The sequence below is a fragment of the Streptococcus sp. SP1 genome (assembly GCF_030440005.1).
Lineage (GTDB): Bacteria > Bacillota > Bacilli > Lactobacillales > Streptococcaceae > Streptococcus > Streptococcus parasanguinis.
Window position 1 is genome coordinate 117,402 of sequence record NZ_JAQFJJ010000002.1, and the last position, 23,098, is coordinate 140,499.

The following is a 23,098-nucleotide window of genomic DNA, read 5'->3' on the forward strand; positions in this document are numbered from 1 at the left end:
GTATGACTTAATCATTTCTTGAAGATTGTTTCTTTTTCTTGAAACCAAACAATCCAGCAAGTAGCCCAACGACAACACCTGTTGTTGCTGCTACATTTTTGGAGGAATCTCTCCCTGCCACAGCTTGGCTGTTTTCTTTTTTCGGTTTGATTTCTTCTACTTTCGCTTCTGGTTTTGAGGCTGGAGTAGCTTTTGGTGCTTGCACTTGCAGACTATTGGTACTTGTTGGAAGAACTGTCGGCGTATCCGAGAAAGTTGTTGGATTGCTTGAACGAATATCCATTGGCATATCTGCTGCTTTTAAGATAGCTGGATCCATACGTGAGGCAAGATCTTCATATTGAGAATTCAACAGTTCCACGACACTTTGATAGGATTGTAATGTTGTAAATTCTTCTTCTAATTTTTCTTTTTTATTTTCTAAATTAGCGACCGCAGCTGCTAAAACAGATTGGGCTTTGACCAATAATTCTGGAGCATTTTTAAAGTCAGAAAGACGTTTTTCTGCAGCAGTTAGACGCTCTTGCGCTACTTTTAATGCTTCATGTGCGTCTTGAACAACCTGCGCTTTTTCTGCTTCTTCCGCTCTTAAGAGAACTAATTTCTCATGTGCAGCTGCTAACAAGTCTTTTGCTTTTTGAAGCGATACTTCTTTCGGCTGAATTGTCGCTTCAATCCTTCCACGCGATACCGCAAGAGTAGCTTTAGCCTTTTCAACCGCATGGTCCTTTCGAACAAGAAGGATTTTGTAGTTTTGGATGGTCTTTTGCACATTGGCTATCTCTATTTCGACATTCGAGTTGGAATGGCGAGCATCTGCTAACTTGCCTTGCAAGATGATAATTTGGGACTCTTGATTGGCCTTGTCTAACTTAAGATTGGCCACTTCATCAGACTTGGCTTTTACATCTGCTCTTGTCGTAGTAGCCCCTGCCCCCTGACGCAATTGTTGAGCCAATTCGCTGGTAGTCACAGCCGAGGTGACCGGACTGTGCAGGAAGGCTGCTTCAGACATCGCATTAGTTGGATCATAAGCAACAGATAGAGCAGTGGCTTTGTTATCCAGCATTTGCAGGTAATGACCAACTTTGGCAAAGGCTTCTGCTCCAATCTTCATATAGATATCGTTGGCATCAATCTGTGTTTCATCTGTTGACAGACCATATTGAGCAGCCATTTTTTGGTAGGTTGCTTTTTCATTGAACCAAAAGTCCACTGCGCCAGCAGGAGAGAATCCATATGCAACATTCTCGTTTGGCAAATACTTAAACATATGCCAATTAGCTTTTTTGAAATATTCTAACTGTACTTGGCTAGCAGGAAAAGAATAAGGATCAAGTTTCAATTCTGGCAGCCCTGCATTCCGACGATAAGCATTGATAGCATCCGCAATTTCAAGAGCCCGTAGATTAGCTTGCAAGGTTGCAGACTCTCCAACTGTCAAGCCGTCTTCTTCACGACTACGCTTGTATAAGGCTAAGGCACTTGCTGCAGCTTCATTGCCATTGTTAGCTAAGTGTTGCAAATAGCCTTCATAAGTTGCTTGACTCAACTGAGCCGGGCTACTAGCAGCCGCTTGTTCTAAGGCAGCTAGCTCTGCTTCTTTAGTTGCAATGACAGCTTTCAAGTCAGTGAGACGTGTTTGGGCTAATTGAATGTCGCTCTCAATTTGAGCCACTGTATCTGAACCATTTTGCTGGCTAGCTTGCAAGGTTGCAAGGTAATTTTGAGATTCTCGGATACTTTGCTCGACTTGACTTTGCTCCAACAAGGCCTGATTTAGCACATTCTCATCATTCGATATTGGTGCTTTTGCCTGATTTAATTCATTTTGAGCTACATCGACCAAAGATTGCTGAGCTGTGACCTGATTTTCCTGCTGACGAACAGCCTCTACAACTTGATCATGTGCATCTTCCGCTTCTCTAACCTTATTTTCTTCGATGGTGACATATGCTTGAGCTACTTTTACATCATTTTCTGCTTTCTCAATTTTCGCATCCGAAGTTGTCGCAATGAGGTCTTCGGCAGCCGTAACTGCAAGTTTCTTCTCTTCTAATTCCTGTCCAGCTACTTTGACTGCTGTTTGAGCCTCCATCACTTTTTGCTCTTGGTAATGTACATCTTTTACCGCTTGTCCTTTTTGAGCCGTAATTTGTTTCAATTCATCAACTGTAATTGGTTTTTCGACTACTTCCGTGCTGTTGGTTTCTGCATTTTCATTTTGCTTGACTTCTTCCGCACTGGCCTTGTGCTGAAACATACCAGACAGTACCGTTGTTGCAGCAATTCCCGTCGTAAAAACTGATTTTCCTAATTTCTTTCCCATTAAATCACCTCCAAAACTAAATCTTTTCAAAAAGTTTTTCTATCTTTTAGGATACCACATTTTGTTACCAATAACTAGTAGTAGGAAAAAGTTTTTTTGTATCATTTTAGTGTAAAAGAAAAACAGCTAACGCTGTTGCAGAATGGTAACAAACCCTACCAGCAATGGAATATTTGCCATTATATAGTTTGGGTACCTTATAGTGAAACCCCTTAGGAAATCTGATGTAGTGCCATTCTTAAGAGTTTTTAACTTTCTCTAGTAAAAGAAAAAGATTAAAGAAAATTACTTTTTCTTCAATCTAAAAATGCTGACACTATTAGTCTTCCTGTTTAATTTGCTCCAACATTTTCTCTTCTTCTGCTGTCAACTCATAGTTTTCTAGCAAGTCTGGCCGACGCTCCAAGGTCTTTTTCAAACTCTGATAGAGGCGCCACTGACGAATATTTTCATGGTGACCGCTCATGAGAACATCTGGAACCGTCATCCCTCTGTAATCATAAGGTCGTGTGTATTGAGGATATTCTAGAAGACCAGAGGAGAAACTGTCATCCTGGTGACTGGACTCTTTTCCGATCACTTCTGGAATCAAACGAACTGTCGCATCAATCATGGTCATGGCCGCTAACTCGCCACCTGTCAAAACATAATCTCCAAGAGAAATTTCATCCGTCACCAAGGTTTTGATCCTCTCGTCGTATCCCTCGTAGTGACCACAGATAAAGATCAATTCTTCTTCCTGAGCCAACTCTTCTGCGTAGGCTTGATCAAAGGTCCGACCAGCAGGATCCAGTAAAATCACGCGCGGATTCTTTTTCTCAATCGCATCAAAGGTATCAAAAATCGGTTGAGCTCGTAAGAGCATGCCTTGCCCGCCACCATAGGGTTCATCGTCCACATGGCGCGCTTTCTCCGCGTTTTCACGGAAATTATGGTAGTTGATCTCGAGAAGTCCCTTTTCACGCGCCTTTCCGACGATGGAATGCTCAAGAGGAGAAAACATCTCTGGAAAGAGGGTTAAAATATCAATCTTCATCGTCTAACCCTTCTAAGATATCTACATCAACCCGGTTTCCTGGGATATCGATATTTAAGACTACAGGTGGGATATATGGCAAAAGAAGATCGCGTTTCCCTTTGCGTTTAACGACCCAGACATCATTGGCACCTGGTTGCAGGATTTCCTTGATCTGACCGATTAACTGGTCGTTTTCGTAAACATCAAGGCCGATGATCTCATGGTAATAAAATTCGCCCTCATCCAAATCCGTCAAGTCTTCTTCTGCAACCTTGAGGCTAAAACCCTTGAATTTTTCGATGGCATTGATATGGTACATATCCTTAAACTTGATGATGTCGAAGTTCTTGTGCTTGCGATGACTGGCAATGGTCACCGTTTGGACAAAACGATCCTTCTCATCAAAGAGAGCCAACTCAGCTCCTTTTTTAAAACGCTCTTCCGCAAAGTCTGTTACAGACAAGACCCGCATTTCTCCTTGTAAGCCTTGGGTATTGACAATTTTCCCAACGTTAAAATAATTCATTTTATTCTTTACATTCCTCTTTTAATTAATTTATCTCTACAGTTCTCTAATAAGAGCTGCAATTTTTTCCGATTCTGACCACTGTAGATAGTGGTGGTTTCCACCTAGAATGAGTTTTGTATTAGAATTCCAATATTCTGAATCTCTGTACTCTTTTTCTCTATACGCCTGACAAAATACGAAAACAGGAATATTATCTGCTAAGGACAAACTATCAAAATCTTCAGCGGTAATATTTACAGATATCTGAAATCCAGGAACTTGCTTTTCCAATTCCAAGCCCTTTTCTTCCATCAATTCCCAAATCAGTCTGTCATTTTCAGGTTCAAATGTCGCTTGTGTTAGTCCCTTAAAATAATTTTCCGGACCACATTCTTCGATCATTCTCATTTGCTCTTCCATTTCTGGATAAGGATTTTTTGAAAAATCAGCAAACATTATATTTTTTGTTGTTGGTTCAATTGCTATCAAAGCTTGACACTTAATTGGTTTACTCATTAACTTTAAAGCCAAAACACCACTTAAACTATGAACACAAAGTATATAATTGGAAATTTCCAATCCCTTCAGGATTTCGTATACCGCTTCAACAAGATTATCCAAATTAAGTCCTGTTTGACTATGAATCGGACTCCTACCTGTATTCGGAAAATCAATCGTTAAGTAACCTATTGAGGAAGGAAGTTTTTCAAGTATTGGTAGGAAATTTTCATAACTTGGTATCAAACCAGCACCATTTAAACAAACTAGTACTTTATTTCTCTTTTTATAAGTAACAGAGAGACAACCAATCTTTGTAGTTACTTCAAATCGGTTCATATCAAAATAACTCTTTCTAAACAACAATTCACTTAACATTCTTAGGTTTTATTTTATCACGTTCAAGGGATTTTCTCAAATGCTCTTTTTTGCTAAAAAGCCTTCCAAATCTTGTTCATGCTGATACTTGATGGCTGCCTTCTTGTCTTTTTCAAAAATAGTCTTCGTTAGGTCAATATGGTTAATAGCTGCAATTGCCACTGTGTAGTGAATGATATCTGCCAACTCCTTTGCCAATTCCTCGTTTGAATCTTGGACACCCTCTTTTCTACCTGAACGTCCATTTAAAACCTCAGCGACTTCTCCAACTTCTTCCACTAGTTTGATAAAAAGTCCTTCTTCTGTTCTAGATTGTTGGTAATGATCAAGTAAGTATTCCTCTAGTTGTCTAACTGTTAAATCTCTCATTCCTTCTCCTTGCAAAAAAAGCGAGACCTTGTCCCGCTTTTCTTATTTTTCGTCAATAACGATTCTTACTTTTTTATCTTCAGTTGGGACAGAGTAGACAATCGTTCTTATCGCAGAAATGGTGCGACCTTTTCGACCGATTACACGACCAACATCGCTAGGATCAAGGTCAAGGTGGTACTCCAAGAATTCAGGAGTATCTTCGATCTTGATGGTTAAAGCATCCGGTTGTGAAATCAAGGGTTTCACAATTGCAATAATGAGATTTTCAATCGTATCCATACATCAACCTACTTAAAAAATTATTTTGAGAATTTAGAATCGTGGAATTTCTTCAAGACACCAGCTTTTGAAAGGATGTTGCGAACTGTATCTGAAGGTTGAGCTCCATCAGCCAACCATGCAAGAACGCGATCTTCTTTCAAAGTTACTTGGTTTTCTTCAACAAGTGGATTGTAAGTTCCAACTGTTTCGATGAAACGTCCATCACGTGGTGAACGTGAATCTGCTACGTTGATACGGTAGTAAGGTTTTTTCTTAGAACCCATACGAGTCAAACGAATTTTAACTGCCATTTTTATAAGTCTCTTTTCTATAATTTAATTTTCGGTGAAATAGACAAGCTATTTAGCACATGATCTATTATAACACATTTTATAGACCTGTCAAGAAAAAAACTTGACAGTATTTAAAATTTTTTATTTTATCAGTAAATCGGCGATTTCTTGATAGTTGCTAACGGTATAAGTCGGCACTACTTGGCTGGTATTTTTCTTGTGATCAGGATTATACCAGACGGTATCAATCCCCGCAGCATTTCCTCCTGCTATATCCGCCGTCAAAGAATCTCCGATCATGAGGGTCTTTTTCTTGCTAAAACCTGGAATCAGTTGGCCAACTTTGTCAAAAAATGCAGGTTCTGGTTTCTGAGTATGAAGCTGCTCAGAGATAAAGACCTCTTTAAAATAAGAAGCAATTGTAGAATGGGCCAAGCGTCCTTCTTGAATGGCAGTCACTCCGTTCGTTGCACCATAGAGCTGGTAACCTGCTTTTTCAAGTCGGGCCAGTAAGTCCTCCGCACCTAGGAAAGATTGCCCCTGAAGACTGATGTAATCTTGGTAGCGAAGAGCCATCTCAGCCCCATCAACAGAAATCCCAAAGTGAGCAAACCCAATCGCAAACCGACTATCTACGAGCTCTTGCTTAGTTAATTTCTTTTGTTCCAAATCCTTCCAAAGCCCTTGGTTCATGGGTTTGTAGTAATCCTTAAAGGCCTGTATATCTGGAAAATTCATGTCTTCTAACATCTGCGTCAAGGCTGTTTCTTCAGCAGATTCAAAGTTCAACAAGGTATGGTCCAAATCAAAAAGTAAAAATGTATATGCCATTACAAACGATCCTTCAATTTTTCTACAAATAAATAAGCCGCTGGACAGGTGAGGGTATTCTTGATGGTCAGATGGTTGATCTGATAAATCTTCTTGCGATCGGTGTGAGGGAATTCCCGACAAGCTTTTGGGCGTACATCGTAGATGGAACAGAGATTGTCCCCACCAAGAAAGGGGCAAGGCATGGATTTAAAAACCTTGTCCCCATCTTCGTCAACTTGAAGAAATTCTGCCTCAAAAGCAGGAAGCTTCATCTTGAAATATTTGGCGATCCGCGTGATATCGGCTTCCTTAAAATCGGGCCCTAAGGTTTTACAGCAATTGGCACAAGCCGTACAATCGATTTCTTGGAAAACTTCATCGTGGATTTCTTGCGCTATTTTATCTAAATTCTTAGGTGGCTTCTTCTTGAGATTCGTCAATACCTTGCGGTGCTCCTTTTGCTTTTGGAGGGCTAACTGATGGTATTTTTCAATATCAATTTCCTGTGTCATCCTCTATTTCCTCTTCTAAACAATAGAAAGATTATACCACAAAGACTGTAAAAAAGGGAGTGGGACAGAACTCCGAGAAATTCAAAGAGTTGAAAAGGTTCCCCAAACCTTTTCAATCTTCCCACCCCCGCATACCTCCAACAGTCTGGGAGACTGTTGGAGGTTGTAGATAAAGGAAACTTCGTTTCCCTCATTAGGCTATCTTTGGAGCTACAAAAGCGAACAAAGATACCAATCAACCACTGCGTCATACTGTTATTCTTATCAAACATCGAAGACTGGATAGTTTAAGCCAAGCTTCTTCTTCATCAATCCGTTACAGCACCTGTTCCGTCTAGGCTCCAAGTGTCTTCGATGTATGGGATAAAGGTTTTCAAGGTTTCTGCATCCCCTTCAAAAGAAATGGTATAAACTTTTTCACCCTTCTGGAAGATCCAAGTAATCAGATATTGACCGGATTTCATGACAATTTGAAGCTGGTAAGCGTCCAGACCTGCGACTTTAGTCCGCGCTCCCGTCATCTTTCCAACATCCTGGTTATCTTGCCACATAACAGCCAGTTTCTTGGCTAAAAATTCTGCATTAAATTCAATATCAACTGGGACTTTTGCCTTCTCTCGCGTAAAGCTGTCCAAGGTGACAATATTATAGCCACTACCATCCGTATACTGGACAGCTTCTGTCCCATCGATATCCGTGAACTTGATCCATTTACTTGGAATATCGATGTAACCATAATCTGCATTTCCAATTCGCTTGGTTGATTGGCTGGGAGTGTTTTTCTTTGTAAAAGAAGTATCCTTTGACGAAGAGCTGCTTGTTTGCTTTTCGACTTTGCTGCTACTTTCTTTTGTAGAAGAAGCTGCTGTGTCCTTTTTAGTGGTGTGACTGCAAGCCATTAATGTGCAGGCAGAAAGAATCATCAGTGATGTGACCAATAATTTGTGTTTCATACTCAACCTCCTTGAGAACGGTTTCTTTCTTCTAGTCTACCATGAATGTGGGTATTTTAAAATAGGATAAGTGTCACATCTGATCCAACCTTTCTAATTCAATCTTTTTCTTTCGAACCTAAAACAAAAGTGCCCTTTTGAGGCACTTTAAATGTTATTCTTCATCCATTGACAAGACAGATAAGAAGGCTTCCTGTGGTACTTCTACAGATCCAATCGCTTTCATCCGTTTCTTACCAGCTTTTTGTTTTTCAAGAAGCTTGCGTTTCCGTGAGACGTCCCCACCATAACACTTGGCCAAGACGTTCTTACGAAGGGCCTTGATATCTGTACGGGCCACGATCTTATGACCGATGGCTGCTTGGATAGGCACTTCAAACTGTTGACGAGGGATAATCTTCTTGAGTTTCTCAACGATCAACTTACCACGTTCATAGGCAAAATCCTTGTGAACGATAAAGCTGAGGGCGTCGACAGTATCGCCATTGAGAAGGATATCCATTTTGACCAACTTAGAAGGACGGTATTCAGACAACTCATAGTCAAAGCTCGCATAGCCACGAGTAGAGGATTTCAATTTATCAAAGAAATCAAAGACAATTTCCGCAAGTGGGATTTGATAGATGACATTCACCCGATTTTCATCGATGTAATCCATGGTCACAAAATCTCCACGTTTGCGTTGGGCTAATTCCATAACAGCCCCGACAAACTCTTGCGGCACCATGATTTGTGCTTTGACATAAGGTTCTTCGATCGAAGCGATCTTGGTTGGATCTGGAAACTCAGAAGGGTTGGAGACATCCAGTGCTTCTCCATCTGTCAAATTGACCTTGTAGATTACAGACGGTGCTGTCATGATCAAGTCAATGTTGAACTCGCGCTCCAAGCGCTCTTGGATAACGTCCATATGAAGAAGTCCCAAAAAACCACAACGGAAACCAAATCCAAGAGCTTGAGAAGTTTCTGGTTCAAATTGTAGACTAGCGTCATTCAATTGCAACTTCTCCAAAGCTTCCCGAAGATCATTGTATTTGTTAGATTCGATTGGGTAAAGACCGGCAAAGACCATTGGATTCATTTGCTTGTATCCATGTAGTGGCTCGCTTGCTGGATTGGTCGCTAGGGTCACCGTATCCCCGACACGGGTATCCGCAACGGTCTTGATAGAGGCCGCAATATAGCCAACGTCTCCCGTCGCAAGGAAATCACGTCCAACTGCTTTAGGAGTAAAGATCCCAACTTCCGTGACATCAAAGGTCTTGCCATTGCTCATGAGTTGGATCTTATCGCCTGGTTTGACCATTCCATTGACCACTCGGACCTGAAGGATTACCCCACGATAGGCATCATAAACGGAGTCAAAGATCAAGGCTTGAAGAGGGGCTTCAACATCCCCCGTCGGTGCTGGAACTTTCTCAACGATCTGCTCCAGAATTTCTTCAATCCCGATACCAGCCTTGGCAGAAGCTAGGACTGCCTCACTAGCATCTAGACCTATGACATCTTCTATTTCTGTGCGCACCCGTTCTGGATCTGCAGCTGGCAAGTCAATCTTATTAATGACTGGCAGGATTTCCAAATCATTGTCCAGCGCTAAGTAGACATTGGCTAGGGTCTGAGCTTCAATCCCTTGAGCGGCATCTACTACGAGAATGGCACCCTCACAGGCAGCGAGCGACCGCGAAACTTCATAGGTAAAGTCCACGTGTCCTGGTGTGTCAATCAAGTGGAAGATATAGGTTTCCCCATCTTTAGCCGTGTAGTTCAACTCGATGGCATTCAGCTTGATGGTAATCCCACGTTCCCGCTCTAGGTCCATACTGTCTAGGAGTTGGGCTTGCATCTCCCGACTAGACACGGTTTCGGTTTTTTCTAAAATTCGATCGGCCAAGGTTGACTTTCCATGGTCAATATGGGCGATGATCGAGAAGTTCCGAATCTTCTCTTGTCGTTTTTTTAATTCTTCAAAATTTGGCATAATCATCTTCCTAGTAAATTTAATCGTACTCTTCATTATAACAAAAAAGATAGGGCTTTGCCTATCTTAATTCATTATTTTCAAAAATCGCTTCTGCGTTTTATTTCCCTCATAGCCTATGTGTTCGTAAAAGATATGGGCTTCTTTTCGATGAGATGCAGAATTTAAACGGATAAAAGCATAATGCTTGCTTTTGGCAAGATTTTCTACTCGCTCCATCAATTGGCGACCGATCCCACGTCCTTGAGCAGATGGAAAAACCGCTAGACCCAAAATATTCAGACCGGCGTCACTATAGAGGCTTTCATAAACTTCTGCCTCCACATAACCAAGAATATTTCCTGTTTGGTCCTCTTCATAAACAAAGCAAAAATGATCCGAATCTGGCGAATTAAATTTATCAATCTGAGCTGCCACTGTCTCAAGGGTCGAATTATACCCCAATGCTTGGTGACATAAATCTCTAATTTGACCTGCATCTTTGACTTGAACGGTACGAATCATAGCTCCACCTCCATGAACTCTTTGGTTTTATCTTAGACCTTTTTCCTCAAAAAGTAAAGGAATACCAAATAAAATTTAAAAAGAAAATCCGATTTAGATCAAATTCATCTTTTTTCGCATTTTTCAGGGATTTCTATTTACTTTTTCGATTTAATTCATTATAATAGTAAGGGTAAATACAAGGAGGTGAGTAGGTTGGCCAGAGGTCGTGGAAAGGCAAGCCCTCAAGACAAAGAGGCATTACGGATTATATCGGAAAAAATCAGAGAATTACTGAAAGAACAAGGAAAAAAACAGATCGAATTATCTCGTATTACTGGAATCCCTGCAAGTACCCTGACTGGATATGTAAAAGGAACTTCTCTTCCCGTTCCTGAAAATTTAGAGAAGATTGCAGCCTTTTTCCAGGTAGCAGTTGCTGATATTGACCCTCGATTGCGCAATGATTTTGTGGTCATTGATTCAGAGATTGAACGATTGTATAAACAGCTCGATGAAGGAAATCAAGAAAATCTTCTTTCTTACGGAAAGAGTCTCTTGACCCATCAGAAAGAAAGACAGAAAATTGAAAAGCAATACCACTCTTATTCTGTCTATGATTCTTTTGCAGCTTACCAAAATCAGAAACAAGCAGATATCGTCTGGTTTGATCAAAAGATTCCTTACGATTTGGCTTTTTGGATTCATACGGATTCCCTCGAGCCTAAATACGTAAAAGGGGCCGTTGTGTTAATCAAGCAAACCTATTACGATCAAGCAGGGGCTATTTATGCCATTGATTTTGATGGGCAAACGTTGATCAAACGGGTATTTCGTGAGGCCAACGGTATTCGACTGGTTTCCCTCAATAAGAAATATAGTGATCAAATCATTCCACTAGATGAGGAACCTGGGGTGATTGGAAAAGTGATTGATGGCTTTGTTCCTCTTGATTTGGAGGAAATCAAATGATTAAATTAATTGCGATTGACTTGGATGGAACCCTCTTGCATGAGGATAAGTCTCTCTCTAAAGGCAATATTGAAGCTCTTCACCGGGCCCATGAAGCCGGCTATGACATTGTGATCTGTACGGGGCGTCCCTTAGCGGGGGTCCGTCCTATCTTTGAAGAGATTGGACTTCCGGATGGCAACTACTATATGATTATCAATAATGGGTGTACAACCTTGTCTACTCAGAATTGGGAAATCATTGGCAAGGAAGAATTGAGCCTTGAGGACATGCACCGCTTGCAAGTTTTAATGGAAGATACAGACGTCCAGCTAACCTTATTTGATATGGATCACTACCTAGTGGTCGCACCTGAAGCTAGTGAACTTGTCACGATGGATGCGGGTATTGTTAACTATAAACCAACACCTATTTCATTAGAAGATCTACCAAATTACCTCCCTATTTTTCAAGCCATGTACGTAGGAGATCCTTCTGCTATTGATGCCTTCCAAGCTCAGTACGAGACTGCATTAGAAGCCGATTTTAACACCGTACGTTCACAGGATATCTTGTTTGAAATTCTGCCAAAAGGCGCGAGTAAGGCTTCTGCTCTTCAGGCATTAAGTCAAACATTAGGCTACAGCAGAGAGCAGGTTATGGCTCTTGGAGATGCCAATAATGACCTTGAAATGCTACGTTTTGCTGGTTACAGCGTTGCTATGGGAAATGGCAATGCTGCTGTCAAGGAAATCGCAGACTTCATCACCCTGACCAATGATGAAGATGGCGTGGCACATGCTATTCACAAATTAATTGAAACTGAAAAAGGAGAATGATCATGAAATACGCAAATTTGTTGGACCGTTTTATTACCTATGTAAAGGTTAACACACGTTCAGACGAGAATTCTACAACCACTCCAAGTACCCAATCACAAGTTGATTTTGCAACAAACGTTTTGATCCCTGAGATGAAACGCGTGGGGCTTCAAAACGTCTACTATTTACCAAACGGCTATGCTATTGGAACACTTCCAGCTAATGATCCAAGCTTTACACGCAAGATTGGATTTATCTCTCACATGGATACCGCTGACTTCAATGCCGAAAATGTCAATCCACAAATCGTTGAGAATTATGATGGGGGTGTCATTGCCCTTGGTGACTCTGGTTTCACACTCGATCCAGCCGATTTTGCTCATTTGAATAACTACAAGGGACAAACCTTGATCACAACGGACGGTACTACTCTTCTGGGTGCAGACGATAAGTCAGGTATCGCTGAAATCATGACAGCTATTGAATACCTGACAGCTCATCCTGAAATCAAACACGGAGAAATCCGTGTTGGCTTTGGTCCAGATGAAGAAATCGGAGTCGGCGCAGATCAATTTGATGCAGAGGATTTCGATGTAGATTTTGCCTATACTGTTGATGGTGGTCCTCTTGGAGAGCTTCAATACGAAACCTTCTCAGCAGCTGGAGCTGAAATTACCTTCAAAGGACGCAATGTCCACCCAGGTACAGCCAAAGGTCAAATGATCAACGCTCTTCAATTGGCCATTGATTTCCATAACAAACTCCCTGAAGGAGCACGTCCAGAATTAACCGAAGGCTATGAAGGCTTCTACCACTTGATGAACATCGATGGAACTGTCGAGGAAGCAAGTGCCAGCTACATCATTCGGGACTTTGAAACTGAAAGTTTTGAAAAACGCAAAGACCTCATGAAATCTATTGCCGATCAGATGAATGCGGAACTCGGTAGTGAACGCATTCTCCTCACCCTCAAAGACCAGTACTATAACATGAAGCAAGTGATTGAAAAAGATATGACACCGATTACCCTTGCTAAGGAAGTCATGGAAGATCTTGGAATCACTCCAATCATTGAACCGATCCGCGGTGGTACAGATGGATCTAAAATTTCCTTTATGGGGATTCCAACACCAAATATCTTTGCCGGTGGAGAAAATATGCATGGTCGCTTTGAATACGTTAGCCTCCAAACCATGGAACGCGCAGTTGATACCATTATCGGTATTGTGACCAAAAAATAAGAAACAAAAAAGGATTCGGATTGATTGTCCGGATCCTTTATTGTAGATTAGAAAGCTTGACAATATCTTTGACCTGATCAATGGTCTGAATCAGGTGAAGGCTTGTCTCATTGATAGGAAGATAATAGACTTTATCTGCCAAAGATTCTGTAAAAGGACGATTTGTGAGTAAGATCACCTGTTGTCCTTTTTCTTTCAGCTCTTTCACCTGCTTTCTGACCTTTTGGTAAAAATACTCATCACAGATTTCTAGATCATCCACCAAGACACAAGCAGCGTCCAAAGCCAATGATTCATTGGTTCCATTCTGGGTCAGATAATAGGCTGCTCCCGTTTTGACCTCATATAAGCCAGCTGATGGCTCAACCGGAAGAAAGCCTGGGCTTGTTGCAACTTCTGCTGCTTTTTCCATTGCTACAAGGTTGGCTAGGACCTGCAAATAGACAGATGCTAATTTACTCAAATCCAAGAGTTCCTCAAACTCAAAACCACGTTTCAAGGCTTCTAAGATATAGAAGAGCCGGTGGGGCATATGACGAGCAATTTTCTGGATTAATTCATCATCGCTCATTTCCTCAGGAAGGATGGTCAGCAAGTTTTTATCTTTAATGGTTTCTAGGGCTTGTTGATATGCTTCATCGATTCTCTTCCCAAAGCCATAAACTGCCCCATAAGAGTGAATTTGGGTATTGAGGCGGGCATTTTTAGCAGCATCAGAAAAAATCGGGATCTTAAAGAAGATATAGTCCAAACTTGGTTCGTAAACAGCCTTTAGATCCTTTAATAAGGGGTGAGGCAAATGCTCGAGAGAGCGCCCTAATTGTAACTGAACTCCTTGCTCAAACAAGGAATAGCCCAAGCCCATAGAGGCCATCGAGATACTGTCTGAAGCAAATGGGTTAACTTCTAGGATATAAAAAGCATAGCTCGTTGGATCAAGAGCAAACTTGATCGAAATGGCTCCTGTCAGCTTCAAATAGCGACTAATGTGGATTGCTGCTTCACGAAGATTTTGAAACTCCCGGTCAGTCAGGGTGACCACTGGCATAAATTGATAAGAGTCACTAGAGTGGATCCCGACAGGATCAATGCTTTCAATAGAGGCCGCCAGGTAGTGATTGTCTTCGCGATCCCGCATGACGACAAAATCCAATTCCTTAAAGCCATAGGTCGAAAATTCTAGCAAACACTGCTGACTTGGAGAGACTGAAAGTCCTGTTTCTACTGCTTCGCACAAGTCATCCAGGTTATGAGCAATCTTTCGCCCCTGCCCTTGCTTACTCGCTACCGGCCAGATCATAATAGGAAATTGAATGCCTTCAGAAAACTCGATGGCTTCGCGAACCGAACCAACCAGTGCGGAAGCGGGTACCTGATAGCCCAACTCTTGAAAGAGGCGTCGTTGATCCGCCTGCTGATAAAAGGTCCGGTAGCGTTGAAGACTCGGACCGACAATCATGATCGATGCTTCTTTGAAAAATCCAGTTTCTTCCAATCGGAACAAGAGATTTAAAATCTGTTTATCCGCAAAAGCTAGGAGCAAGCGGGATCCTGTATAAGAAAGAAGAGTCGTTCTAAGAGCATCCAGCTTGAGCTTACTAACTACAACCATATCTGCAGCTTCTTGGGTAATAGCATTTCCTTCGCCCAAGTAAAGGACAAGAGCATTTCCATTCTTGGCATTCAGTTTTTGTGCTTCGTTTACCGCAGCCAAAAGGCTAATATCCTGATAAGAATCTCCACACAGGAGAAGCAATTTCTGGTTTTGTTTCATCATTCCTTCTCCCTTCTACTTTCGTGAATTTTGGCATCAATCAACTCTAAAAATTCATCGTAAAAATAGAGATTTTCCCTTGGCCCTGGACTAGCATCCACTTGGAATTGAACCCCTAAAATCGGTTGGTAACGATGGCGAAAAGCTTCAATACTATGGTCATTGACGTTTTCATGCGTGACCAACAAATCATGGGGCAGGCTATCGCGTGCGATACTATACAAGTGATTTTGACTAGTTATCTCGATTTTTCCTGTCGCAATTTCACGTACAGGAATATTTAAACCGAAATGACCGACTTCCATGGGAGCTAGCTCAGCCCCGTATGCTTGAGCCAGCAGCTGGGCTCCCAAGCCCATGCCCCAGATTGGAATCTGACCATTGAGCTTTTTGATCAAGCGGCAGAGTTTTTTCACCTGATGGGGATCGCCAGGCCCACTGGATAAAATAACGCCATCGGGCTGCTGTTCCATCAGTTCATCATAAGAGATGTCATAGGGATAGACCGTTACATTACAGTCCCTTTGACTCAGCTGGCGTAAGACAGAGTGCTTAACCCCTAAATCAATCAAGGCAATACTCTTTCCAAAACCTGGTACAGCATAGGCCGTTTTTGTCGAGACTTGACGCACTTGGTCTTTGGGAAGAACTGTCGCTCGCAACTGATCCAGGATATGCTCGATCGAATCCCCCTTGTTAATGACAGTCGCCTTCATCCGTCCATACTTGCGGACAATTTTTGCCACTTGTCTCGTATCAATCCCTACAATACCAGGGATTTTTTTTCGCTTCAAGAATTCATCCAAGGTCATCTGCTGCCGCCAATTGCTCGGCATCTCCACCAGATGCTGAACCACTACTGCCAAACAAGTAGGTGTAATGGATTCAGAATCATCCCGATTGATCCCTGCTGCGCCAATAACCGGGAAGGTAAAGGAGAGAATCTGGCCACTAAAAGCCTGATCCGTGATCAATTCTTGATAACCTGTCATGGCTGTGGTAAAGACCAACTCACCAGTCACATATAGGTCTGCACCAAAGGCTTCTCCTTCAAATACAGTCCCATTCTCTAGGACCAATAATCGTTTCATCGAACCCCTCCCTTCTTTTATTCTAATCCAATTTTATCATAGTTCCTCAAAAAAAGGAAAGTCAGATTCCATGTAGCTATCTACTCTGTCCTCTTTCTTTCCTTTCAATGAATTGTCAGTTATCTTATTTTGCACCGCGACCTTTAAGAACGGCTTCAATGATGGCCATACGGACAAAGACTCCGTTGGTCATTTGTTCTACGATGCGTGATTTTGGTGCTTCTACCAAATGGTCCGCAATTTCAACGTCACGGTTGACTGGTGCTGGGTGCATCAAGATCGCAGTATCTTTCATACGGTCATAACGTTCTTGTGTCAAACCATGAAGACGGTGGTAGTTTTCTTTAGAGAAGAGTGATTCGTAATCATGACGTTCGTGTTGTACACGCAAGAACATCATCACATCCACTTCTTCAATTACTTCATCGATAGTGACGAAAGTTCCATAGTCTTCAAATTCCGCACTTCTCCATTCGTCTGGACCTGCAAAGTAAAGAGTTGCTCCCAAACGTTTCAAGATTTGCATATTTGATTTTGCCACACGTGAGTGATCCAAGTCCCCAGCGATACAAACTTTCAAGCCATCAAAGTGACCGAATTCTTGGTAGATGGTCATCAAATCAAGCAAGCTTTGGCTTGGGTGTTGACCTGAACCGTCCCCCCCATTGACAATAGATGCTGTGATCGTTGGGCTTTCAACCAATTCTTTGTAGTAGTCCACTTCAGGGTGACGGATGACGCAGACATCTACACCAAGAGCTGACATGGTCAAGATGGTATCGTAAAGTGTTTCCCCTTTGTTCACAGAGCTTGTCTTCACATCAAAGTCAAGGAGATCACATCCCAATTTCAACTCTGCCACTTCAAAGGCTTTGTGGGTACGAGTTGAAGGTTCAAAGAAAAGGTTTGAGATGATGTGTTGGTCTTCGTAGGCTACTTTAGCTCCGTTTTTGAACTCAATCCCACGTTTGATCAATGCCATTACTTCTTCATTGGTAAGAGTTTCCATTGAGACAAGGTTTTTAAGAGCGATTTGATTTTCAGACATGTTGATTCTCCTTTTATAATATGAATGCAAATAGTTTACAATTTGTTTAAGCTTCTTTGATGAGGACGCGGTCTTGACCGTCTAGCTCCACCATCTCGACAATGATTTCCTCTGACTTACTTGTCGGGATATTTTTCCCAACAAAGTCCGGACGAATCGGCAACTCCCGATGCCCACGGTCGACGAGAACCGCAAGACTCACTCGAGCAGGACGACCGTGACTGACCAGATTGTCAATGGCAGCGCGTATCGTGCGACCTGTATAGAGGACATCATCGATCAAAATGACTTCTCTATGAGCGATATCAACTGGTAAGACCGTCGTATCTTCTGTCGCCTTCATGTCATCTCGGAAAGGCTTGGTATCTAGTTCTGCTACAGGGACATCGATTTGTTCCAGCTGAGAGAGGCGTTCTTGGATCCGGCGAGCGATGTAAACACCACGCGTCTTGATCCCCACCAGCACAATCTGGCTTAAATCTTTGTTTCGTTCAATGATTTCGTAGGTGATCCGGGTAATGGCCCGTTTCATCGTCAAATCATCAACGACTTCTTTGGTTTTCATTCAGTCCTCCTTAGTTGTAAAAGAAAAACCTCCTTTTTCAAGGAGGTTCAGCAAATGAATGGTCTAAGAGGATGGAGTCTCGCCCTATGTCCTAGCCATTGTTTTTCACAGTCTCCTTGCCTGCCTCACGGGACAGGATTAAAGGATTTATTTAATTGAGATAACTATATCACAGTTTCAAACGACATGCAAGAAAAAACTCAACATTTTTCAAAAAAATTTAAAAACATGACTTTTCGTCCGAATAATGTTCGGTTTTTACTAAGAAACAGCCGATTTCCGCTTGATATTTTTGATTCCATAGAGCACATAGCCAGCCAAGAGGTAGGCGATAAAGATGATCACTACCCATTTGCCAACAAAGCCCCAGCCGTATTTATTAACATTAATAAAGAAATAGGCAAAGGGACTATCTTTTGCACCTGGAATTGGCCACTTCAAGACCAATCCATTGAGAAGGGCAAAGAGCATATAAGCAAGGGGAATCAAGGTCCAAAGGAAGGGATCGAGCTTGCGATATTGCTTGGCTTTATCAATCACTAGGGTATCAAAGAAGAACATCAAAGGAACGATGTAATGACAAAGGAAGTTTTCCAAACGATAAAACTTCTCTGGTGTCGCAAGAGGCGCCAACATAAAGTGGTAGATGACAAAGGTAATCATAATAGCCATAGTCACTGCGCCTTTCATACGAAGGTAGCCCTGAGTCTGGGTCGAACGACCTCGAACCATGCGCCAAACCATGTCTCCCATAAAGAACATGACCAACATGTTGGATAAAATGGTGTAATAGAGCATCATGCCAAAGCCACCATGCTTGGTCAGTTGCAGGTAAACGCCGAGTACACTTAAGATAAACAATAGAAAACGATAGCTAAATAATAGTTTGAATTTCATAGTATTCTCCTGAAAGAAAAGGGGCTAGGCCCTTCTTCTTTTCTTTAGATTTTCTTCACAAATTCTGATTTGAGCTTCATTGCACCAAAGCCATCAATCTTACAATCGATGTTGTGGTCTCCTTCCACGATACGGATGTTTTTCACGCGCGTACCTTGTTTCAAATCTTTCGGTGCACCCTTCACTTTCAAATCTTTGATCAAGGTCACCGTATCGCCATCAGCCAATTTGTTTCCGTTGGCGTCAATCGCTACGACACCCTCTTCTTCTTCGACCTCAGCTGGGTTCCATTCATACGCACACTCTGGGCACACCAAGAGCGCTCCATCTTCATAGACGTATTCAGAGTTACATTTTGGACAGTTTGGTAAGTTATTCATTTTTATCTCCTTATTCAAATTAACTTTCATAGTATACCATGAAAGCGAAAATTTGACAAATCCTGTTCTACTGTAGCATTTTCAAGAAAAAAGGAGGCAACTTGGCCTCCCTACATGGATGATATTTTCAATCTTCCTGCAATTCTTGAATATCTCGAATCACGCGCACGCTTGCTTGATTCTTCTCGCGCAGTTCAGCTTCAGAGTATGGGAAGGTATTGATCAAGATACTCTCCATCCCGATACTTTGGGCAACAGCGACATCTGTCGTAAAGTCATTCCCCACCATGACCGTTTTCTCAGGGTTCAACTGGTGTTCTTTCATCACTTCCAAGAGAAACTCTGGCTGAGGTTTGCGAATACCTGCATCAGATGACAAGTAAATGGCATGGAAAAGTTCTCTCAAACCAACCAAATCAATCTCCGGATTGGTAAAATCTGCTTGGGCATTGGATAAGAGAAAGATTCGGCAACCTGCAGCTTTCATATCCTCTAATACTTCTTTCGTATGAAGATAAAGCTCCAACCGTTTGCGAGAAAGGACACGGAAAGTCCGTGCAATCAAACGTCCCCACTCTTTGAGGTGGGCAACACTATCCCCACTTGGATGACCTTCTAAATACAATTGCACAAAAATGACCGTTAGATCAATCTCTGGGTAGGCAACTTGTTTTTCCTTAGCCAAGTCTTCTTCGGCTTGTTGCACCAACTCTCTATAACGTAGGCGAAGACCTTCTCCTGTGTAGCTTGCCCCGTAGGATTGGTAGATCTGAGCCATGGTATCCCATAAAATGGGACTCGACTCATCGGTTTCGATGTCGACCAAGGTTCCATAAAAATCAAAAATATAGTTTTTAAATGCGTACTTGTGCGGATTCATCTCTTACTCCCGTAACAAACATCGTAAAGGTTGCCTTGCAGACATTGGCACCGTCTTGATTGGTAATATCGACATCCACAACTCGAGTCGTCCGTCCACTGTGGACACATTCGCCATGGATCGTAAGGACATCCCCCAGACGCCCTGCTTTCAAGTAATTAATCGAGGATTGCAAGGTCACCCCATCGACCCCTTGAGAAACCACGACCAACCCACTGACTTGGTCACACAGGGTAAAGAGATAGCCTCCATGCGCATTTCCATAATAATTGAGCGATGATTCCACGACCTTGGTTGTCACCACCACATGGCCATCTCTCATCTTTTCGATTTCGTAATTTTCAAATGCAGCAATTGCATCAAAGTGAAAATCTTTCATATACTTGCCACCTTTTCTAGCATCTTTTCAACTCCTCTATCATACTACAATTAAGAAGCAGATACAAGCAAAGGGGCAATTCCTTAGAAGCAGAAAAGGAGACTCCAACTAAGTAAGAAGACGATACTAGGAACAATGTATTTTCTTGGGTGTTTCCAACATTCTCTCTTTAAATTCCATTTTCTTAAAGGGAAGTAGATTTCAATAAGTAAGTGCAAAACAGCTTCCACTACTGCTAGAATCATCACTCCTAGTAAAAATAGGATCCCCAAGTCAGGCATGACCACCATTTTTAATGAAAGAGCAACAAATAGATTCACAGATAAGAAATAAGTCAGCAATACACGGTAATACATCAGGTAAAAGAACAGACTCTTAGGAAGGGACTTAACATGATCAATCAAATCTTTATCAGCGGAAATGAGAGTGGTTAATGGCGTATTGACAGAAGCAATTGTTAAAAGGATGATGATTTTTAAAGGAGCATCATAATCCTGTATCAGAATGAGAAGGAGGAAGATGAGAGTAAAGACAAAATTGATGGAAAAATAGCGCTCTTGAAATAAGGAAATCCAAAAATAATTGCCACTTCTTCTCTTTGCGACGAGCAACTGATTATGTTTTGAAATCGCGACCAGCTCCTCATTTTTAAAAATAAAGACAGCAACGAGGGTTGACAGTAAGATCATATAGGACACTTGTTGGACCCATAAAGAAGATACTGTAAGAACAGTCGTTACAGAAATAAGTACTCCTCCTAGAAGACTAGGCCTGGTATTGAACTGGATAAAGACATAAAACACACTCAATACCACCAGTAAAGAAAGGAGGACGAGCTTAAAGGATTGTAGCAGGTCTAACCTGACTCCTAAAAAGAGGATCAATATCAGCACGCGCTCTAGTAAATTGAGAAGAAAGGTTACTGTCAGAAAAGACCCTTTAAAACGATTGAGAGACAAAGGAAGCTGGTAGTAGGCCTGAACCCTGTCCATCGAAAAGTAGGAATAGAGCAATTGAAAGGTTGATAGAGCAGTAACAATAGCCGTACTGATCAGCAAGACTTGAAAGCTCGTAGAAAATTTGGCCCCAACAAGATGGTAATAAAGAGCAAAGGCTAAGGAAGTTAAGAACAAGAAGAGTCGATTTTTGGATACCACATCTCTAAAAATAGCTAGTAACATGCTCTACCCCCTCTGACGATTGACGTCATGAAACCAATCTTCTAAATTCGATTCGATCGCATCTAGGTGACCATCTTCAATAGAATAAGCTGTATCACACACCCGAACGATACTCTCTGCGATATGCGAACTCATCAGAATAGAGCCTTCTTCTTTATACTGCAATAGCAAACCATATAGAAATTCTGTCGCATCAAAATCAAGGCCATCAAATGGTTCGTCCAAAATAAGGAGGGGAGGTTTGAGATAAAAAGCTGTGATCAAGAAGACTTTCTTCTTATTTCCCGTTGACAAACTACCAATGTCGGTGTTGAGATACTCTTCAAAATGAAAGCCTGAGATCAGGTCCTGCAAAAACGTATCATCTCTCTTTCGATGATACAAACGACAGACAAAATTAAAATAGTGAACAAAATCCCAGTTTAAAAAACTATTGTTTTCAGTAAAAACTGTATAGGTACGGCTCTTATAGAAATTCGTATGAAAAGAGGTCGCCTTGTCTTCTATGATAACAGTCTCAATTGCATACTGCCGATGATCAAAAACACTACTTAAAGCATTTAGCAAGGTTGTCTTCCCAGCTCCATTTCGACCAATCAACCCGACTACAGAATGATTGGGCACAAACAAATTCGTGTCTTTTATAATGGGCTTGTCTTTTTTATACCAAACATTTAGCCCCTTGATGTTTAAACACTCACTCTTCATCGACGCACTCCTTTATAAAGGTAAGAAGCCCCAACCAAAAGCAACAGCAAAGCGTATAACCATTCCTTTTGAAAGGCAAAGACTAAGGCACCGATCAAGAAGCAAATTCCTATAAGGATTCTAAATTGTAATTTCATATCTTGCCTTCTTTCTATTCACAGTATGAAAGATTACAATTGTATTTTATGCTTATACTATAGTACTTTTTCTGAGCAGATTCAAGCACGAATGAAATATTCTCAGTGCTTTAGGCAACATTTTATCTTTGAAGAGAAAAAAGAACTAGATATTTCTAGCTCCTTTACTTAAAATCTTAATTTTTCCCAGTCGTCGTCTGTCCGTTTGCGATAATAGTACTCGGACAAATCTGGGTCTTCCATCACTTCCAGCAGAGGAAGCATATCGTAGGACAAGTCCAACTTTTCTAATTGGTCCTTCTCAACCCAATAAACTTCTCCTTCTTCAGACGATCTGAGCTGGCCTGTAAATTCTGTCGCTTTGTAGCAAAAGACGATGTAGCGGCCGCCCTCATCTTGTGGCCAGTCTTTGACTGCGACCAGTTTTGGATTTGTAATTGTAAGTCCTGTCTCTTCGTAGATTTCACGAATGACGGATTCTACAAGGCTTTCTCCTTCTTCGATATGGCCACCTGGAAAAGCATAGCCAGCCCAGTGAGTCTTTTCAGGTGAGCGGTATTGGAGGACTACTTTCCCATTTTCAAGATCTTCGACCATGCAAAGATTGCACAGTATAGTAGGCGTTGTACGTGACATATATTTCCTT

The 23,098-nt window shown here is 41.6% G+C and carries 27 protein-coding genes; 3 read left to right on the forward strand and 24 right to left on the reverse strand.

Annotation, left to right across the window (positions count from 1 at the left end; translation table 11 throughout):
- Window positions 1–7: 7 nt before the first annotated feature.
- From PCY07_RS01665 to PCY07_RS01720, 12 genes are all read right to left on the reverse strand, one after another.
- The gene (locus PCY07_RS01665; protein ID WP_301355049.1) at window positions 8–2,329 is read right to left on the reverse strand and encodes a CAP domain-containing protein; all 2,322 of its coding nucleotides are present in this window, start codon (window positions 2,327–2,329) and stop codon (window positions 8–10) included.
- Window positions 2,330–2,648: 319 nt separating this feature from the next.
- Window positions 2,649–3,365 (reverse strand): tRNA (guanosine(37)-N1)-methyltransferase TrmD, encoded by a 717-nt coding sequence (trmD, locus tag PCY07_RS01670; protein WP_013903648.1) that lies wholly within the window; start codon window positions 3,363–3,365, stop codon window positions 2,649–2,651.
- Window positions 3,355–3,873, reverse strand: coding sequence for a ribosome maturation factor RimM (rimM, locus tag PCY07_RS01675; RefSeq protein ID WP_003016315.1), 519 nt, complete (start codon window positions 3,871–3,873; stop codon window positions 3,355–3,357). Before rimM ends, trmD begins: the two co-directional genes overlap by 11 nt.
- Window positions 3,874–3,909: 36 nt before the next feature.
- Window positions 3,910–4,692: an alpha/beta hydrolase gene (locus tag PCY07_RS01680; protein ID WP_301355048.1), complete on the reverse strand. Its 783-nt coding sequence runs from the start codon at window positions 4,690–4,692 to the stop codon at window positions 3,910–3,912.
- 75 nt (window positions 4,693–4,767) lie between these two features.
- Window positions 4,768–5,100: a MazG nucleotide pyrophosphohydrolase domain-containing protein gene (locus PCY07_RS01685; RefSeq protein ID WP_013903651.1), complete on the reverse strand. Its 333-nt coding sequence runs from the start codon at window positions 5,098–5,100 to the stop codon at window positions 4,768–4,770.
- A gap of 42 nt (window positions 5,101–5,142) precedes the next feature.
- Window positions 5,143–5,382, reverse strand: a complete 240-nt coding sequence (kphA, locus tag PCY07_RS01690) for an RNA-binding protein KphA (RefSeq protein ID WP_003001620.1) — start codon at window positions 5,380–5,382, stop codon at window positions 5,143–5,145.
- 20 nt (window positions 5,383–5,402) lie between these two features.
- Entirely contained in the window at window positions 5,403–5,675 is a 273-nt protein-coding gene (gene rpsP / locus PCY07_RS01695; RefSeq protein ID WP_003001745.1) for a 30S ribosomal protein S16, read from the reverse strand.
- A gap of 123 nt (window positions 5,676–5,798) precedes the next feature.
- A complete protein-coding gene (locus PCY07_RS01700; protein WP_301355047.1) occupies window positions 5,799–6,488 on the reverse strand; it encodes a YjjG family noncanonical pyrimidine nucleotidase in 690 nt (229 codons plus the stop codon).
- Window positions 6,488–6,982, reverse strand: coding sequence for a YkgJ family cysteine cluster protein (locus tag PCY07_RS01705; RefSeq protein ID WP_003016346.1), 495 nt, complete (start codon window positions 6,980–6,982; stop codon window positions 6,488–6,490). The genes PCY07_RS01700 and PCY07_RS01705 overlap by 1 nt, the downstream gene beginning before the upstream one ends.
- 308 nt (window positions 6,983–7,290) lie before the next feature.
- The gene (locus PCY07_RS01710; RefSeq protein ID WP_301355046.1) at window positions 7,291–7,935 is read right to left on the reverse strand and encodes a hypothetical protein; all 645 of its coding nucleotides are present in this window, start codon (window positions 7,933–7,935) and stop codon (window positions 7,291–7,293) included.
- A 154-nt stretch (window positions 7,936–8,089) separates the two neighbouring features.
- Window positions 8,090–9,916, reverse strand: a complete 1,827-nt coding sequence (gene lepA, locus PCY07_RS01715; RefSeq protein ID WP_049517723.1) for a translation elongation factor 4 — start codon at window positions 9,914–9,916, stop codon at window positions 8,090–8,092.
- A 66-nt stretch (window positions 9,917–9,982) separates the two neighbouring features.
- On the reverse strand, window positions 9,983–10,420 hold the full coding sequence (locus PCY07_RS01720) for a GNAT family N-acetyltransferase (protein ID WP_301355045.1): 438 nt from the start codon (window positions 10,418–10,420) through the stop codon (window positions 9,983–9,985).
- 195 nt (window positions 10,421–10,615) lie between these two features.
- On the opposite strand from PCY07_RS01720, the gene PCY07_RS01725 reads away from it, so the two are divergent.
- Genes PCY07_RS01725 through pepT form a run of 3 tightly spaced genes read left to right on the forward strand, consistent with a single transcriptional unit; the run spans window position 10,616 to window position 13,412 of the window.
- Complete coding sequence (locus PCY07_RS01725) at window positions 10,616–11,371, forward strand: XRE family transcriptional regulator (RefSeq protein ID WP_049488069.1); 756 nt, start codon at window positions 10,616–10,618, stop codon at window positions 11,369–11,371.
- Window positions 11,368–12,189 carry a Cof-type HAD-IIB family hydrolase gene (locus tag PCY07_RS01730; protein ID WP_301355044.1) on the forward strand — a complete coding sequence of 274 codons (822 nt, stop codon included), beginning with the start codon at window positions 11,368–11,370 and terminating at the stop codon, window positions 12,187–12,189. The genes PCY07_RS01725 and PCY07_RS01730 overlap by 4 nt, the downstream gene beginning before the upstream one ends.
- Window positions 12,190–12,191: 2 nt before the next feature.
- Entirely contained in the window at window positions 12,192–13,412 is a 1,221-nt protein-coding gene (gene pepT, locus PCY07_RS01735) for a peptidase T (RefSeq protein WP_301355043.1), read from the forward strand.
- 37 nt (window positions 13,413–13,449) lie between these two features.
- Here pepT and PCY07_RS01740 read toward each other — a convergent pair whose 3' ends face one another.
- The 12 genes from PCY07_RS01740 to PCY07_RS01795 form a co-directional block, all read right to left on the reverse strand.
- On the reverse strand, window positions 13,450–15,189 hold the full coding sequence (locus tag PCY07_RS01740; RefSeq protein WP_301355042.1) for a carbamoyl-phosphate synthase large subunit: 1,740 nt from the start codon (window positions 15,187–15,189) through the stop codon (window positions 13,450–13,452).
- On the reverse strand, window positions 15,186–16,277 hold the full coding sequence (locus tag PCY07_RS01745; RefSeq protein WP_049488077.1) for a carbamoyl phosphate synthase small subunit: 1,092 nt from the start codon (window positions 16,275–16,277) through the stop codon (window positions 15,186–15,188). The genes PCY07_RS01740 and PCY07_RS01745 overlap by 4 nt, the downstream gene beginning before the upstream one ends.
- Before the next feature lie 124 nt (window positions 16,278–16,401).
- Complete coding sequence (locus tag PCY07_RS01750; protein WP_045764031.1) at window positions 16,402–17,325, reverse strand: aspartate carbamoyltransferase catalytic subunit; 924 nt, start codon at window positions 17,323–17,325, stop codon at window positions 16,402–16,404.
- Between the two features lie 46 nt (window positions 17,326–17,371).
- Window positions 17,372–17,890, reverse strand: coding sequence for a bifunctional pyr operon transcriptional regulator/uracil phosphoribosyltransferase PyrR (gene pyrR, locus PCY07_RS01755; protein WP_003001719.1), 519 nt, complete (start codon window positions 17,888–17,890; stop codon window positions 17,372–17,374).
- A gap of 261 nt (window positions 17,891–18,151) precedes the next feature.
- Window positions 18,152–18,787: a Pr6Pr family membrane protein gene (locus PCY07_RS01760; protein WP_301355041.1), complete on the reverse strand. Its 636-nt coding sequence runs from the start codon at window positions 18,785–18,787 to the stop codon at window positions 18,152–18,154.
- 44 nt (window positions 18,788–18,831) lie between these two features.
- The gene (locus PCY07_RS01765; protein ID WP_003016288.1) at window positions 18,832–19,167 is read right to left on the reverse strand and encodes a zinc ribbon domain-containing protein YjdM; all 336 of its coding nucleotides are present in this window, start codon (window positions 19,165–19,167) and stop codon (window positions 18,832–18,834) included.
- A gap of 127 nt (window positions 19,168–19,294) precedes the next feature.
- Window positions 19,295–20,047 carry an HAD family hydrolase gene (locus PCY07_RS01770; protein WP_301355040.1) on the reverse strand — a complete coding sequence of 251 codons (753 nt, stop codon included), beginning with the start codon at window positions 20,045–20,047 and terminating at the stop codon, window positions 19,295–19,297.
- The gene (locus PCY07_RS01775) at window positions 20,022–20,426 is read right to left on the reverse strand and encodes a PaaI family thioesterase (RefSeq protein ID WP_003016342.1); all 405 of its coding nucleotides are present in this window, start codon (window positions 20,424–20,426) and stop codon (window positions 20,022–20,024) included. The genes PCY07_RS01770 and PCY07_RS01775 overlap by 26 nt, the downstream gene beginning before the upstream one ends.
- An 83-nt stretch (window positions 20,427–20,509) precedes the next feature.
- On the reverse strand, window positions 20,510–21,607 hold the full coding sequence (locus tag PCY07_RS01780; RefSeq protein WP_301355039.1) for a hypothetical protein: 1,098 nt from the start codon (window positions 21,605–21,607) through the stop codon (window positions 20,510–20,512).
- A gap of 3 nt (window positions 21,608–21,610) precedes the next feature.
- On the reverse strand, window positions 21,611–22,315 hold the full coding sequence (locus tag PCY07_RS01785) for an AAA family ATPase (protein WP_301355038.1): 705 nt from the start codon (window positions 22,313–22,315) through the stop codon (window positions 21,611–21,613).
- Entirely contained in the window at window positions 22,312–22,452 is a 141-nt protein-coding gene (locus PCY07_RS01790) for a hypothetical protein (RefSeq protein ID WP_003001697.1), read from the reverse strand. The genes PCY07_RS01785 and PCY07_RS01790 overlap by 4 nt, the downstream gene beginning before the upstream one ends.
- 168 nt (window positions 22,453–22,620) lie before the next feature.
- Window positions 22,621–23,088, reverse strand: coding sequence for an 8-oxo-dGTP diphosphatase (locus PCY07_RS01795; protein ID WP_173020169.1), 468 nt, complete (start codon window positions 23,086–23,088; stop codon window positions 22,621–22,623).
- Between the last annotated feature and the right edge of the window lie 10 nt (window positions 23,089–23,098).

Excerpts from the sequence above, each read along its gene's own strand:
- PCY07_RS01750 (WP_045764031.1), bottom strand. The coding sequence starts at position 17,325 with ATGTCTGAAAATCAAATCGCTCTTAAAAACCTTGTCTCAATGGAAACT.
- PCY07_RS01795 (WP_173020169.1), bottom strand. The coding sequence starts at position 23,088 with ATGTCACGTACAACGCCTACTATACTGTGCAATCTTTGCATGGTCGAA.
- rimM (WP_003016315.1), bottom strand. The coding sequence starts at position 3,873 with ATGAATTATTTTAACGTTGGGAAAATTGTCAATACCCAAGGCTTACAA.
- PCY07_RS01665 (WP_301355049.1), bottom strand. The coding sequence starts at position 2,329 with ATGGGAAAGAAATTAGGAAAATCAGTTTTTACGACGGGAATTGCTGCA.
- kphA (WP_003001620.1), bottom strand. The coding sequence starts at position 5,382 with ATGGATACGATTGAAAATCTCATTATTGCAATTGTGAAACCCTTGATT.
- PCY07_RS01720 (WP_301355045.1), bottom strand. The coding sequence starts at position 10,420 with ATGATTCGTACCGTTCAAGTCAAAGATGCAGGTCAAATTAGAGATTTA.
- PCY07_RS01785 (WP_301355038.1), bottom strand. The coding sequence starts at position 22,315 with ATGAAGAGTGAGTGTTTAAACATCAAGGGGCTAAATGTTTGGTATAAA.
- PCY07_RS01745 (WP_049488077.1), bottom strand. The coding sequence starts at position 16,277 with ATGAAACGATTATTGGTCCTAGAGAATGGGACTGTATTTGAAGGAGAA.
- PCY07_RS01765 (WP_003016288.1), bottom strand. The coding sequence starts at position 19,167 with ATGAATAACTTACCAAACTGTCCAAAATGTAACTCTGAATACGTCTAT.
- trmD (WP_013903648.1), bottom strand. The coding sequence starts at position 3,365 with ATGAAGATTGATATTTTAACCCTCTTTCCAGAGATGTTTTCTCCTCTT.
- pyrR (WP_003001719.1), bottom strand. The coding sequence starts at position 17,890 with ATGAAAACCAAAGAAGTCGTTGATGATTTGACGATGAAACGGGCCATT.
- pepT (WP_301355043.1), top strand. The coding sequence starts at position 12,192 with ATGAAATACGCAAATTTGTTGGACCGTTTTATTACCTATGTAAAGGTT.
- PCY07_RS01685 (WP_013903651.1), bottom strand. The coding sequence starts at position 5,100 with ATGAGAGATTTAACAGTTAGACAACTAGAGGAATACTTACTTGATCAT.
- PCY07_RS01760 (WP_301355041.1), bottom strand. The coding sequence starts at position 18,787 with ATGAAATTCAAACTATTATTTAGCTATCGTTTTCTATTGTTTATCTTA.
- PCY07_RS01780 (WP_301355039.1), bottom strand. The coding sequence starts at position 21,607 with ATGTTACTAGCTATTTTTAGAGATGTGGTATCCAAAAATCGACTCTTC.
- PCY07_RS01740 (WP_301355042.1), bottom strand. The coding sequence starts at position 15,189 with ATGATGAAACAAAACCAGAAATTGCTTCTCCTGTGTGGAGATTCTTAT.
- PCY07_RS01680 (WP_301355048.1), bottom strand. The coding sequence starts at position 4,692 with ATGAACCGATTTGAAGTAACTACAAAGATTGGTTGTCTCTCTGTTACT.
- PCY07_RS01730 (WP_301355044.1), top strand. The coding sequence starts at position 11,368 with ATGATTAAATTAATTGCGATTGACTTGGATGGAACCCTCTTGCATGAG.
- PCY07_RS01710 (WP_301355046.1), bottom strand. The coding sequence starts at position 7,935 with ATGAAACACAAATTATTGGTCACATCACTGATGATTCTTTCTGCCTGC.
- rpsP (WP_003001745.1), bottom strand. The coding sequence starts at position 5,675 with ATGGCAGTTAAAATTCGTTTGACTCGTATGGGTTCTAAGAAAAAACCT.
- PCY07_RS01775 (WP_003016342.1), bottom strand. The coding sequence starts at position 20,426 with ATGAAAGATTTTCACTTTGATGCAATTGCTGCATTTGAAAATTACGAA.
- PCY07_RS01705 (WP_003016346.1), bottom strand. The coding sequence starts at position 6,982 with ATGACACAGGAAATTGATATTGAAAAATACCATCAGTTAGCCCTCCAA.
- PCY07_RS01770 (WP_301355040.1), bottom strand. The coding sequence starts at position 20,047 with ATGAATCCGCACAAGTACGCATTTAAAAACTATATTTTTGATTTTTAT.
- PCY07_RS01790 (WP_003001697.1), bottom strand. The coding sequence starts at position 22,452 with ATGAAATTACAATTTAGAATCCTTATAGGAATTTGCTTCTTGATCGGT.
- lepA (WP_049517723.1), bottom strand. The coding sequence starts at position 9,916 with ATGCCAAATTTTGAAGAATTAAAAAAACGACAAGAGAAGATTCGGAAC.
- PCY07_RS01700 (WP_301355047.1), bottom strand. The coding sequence starts at position 6,488 with ATGGCATATACATTTTTACTTTTTGATTTGGACCATACCTTGTTGAAC.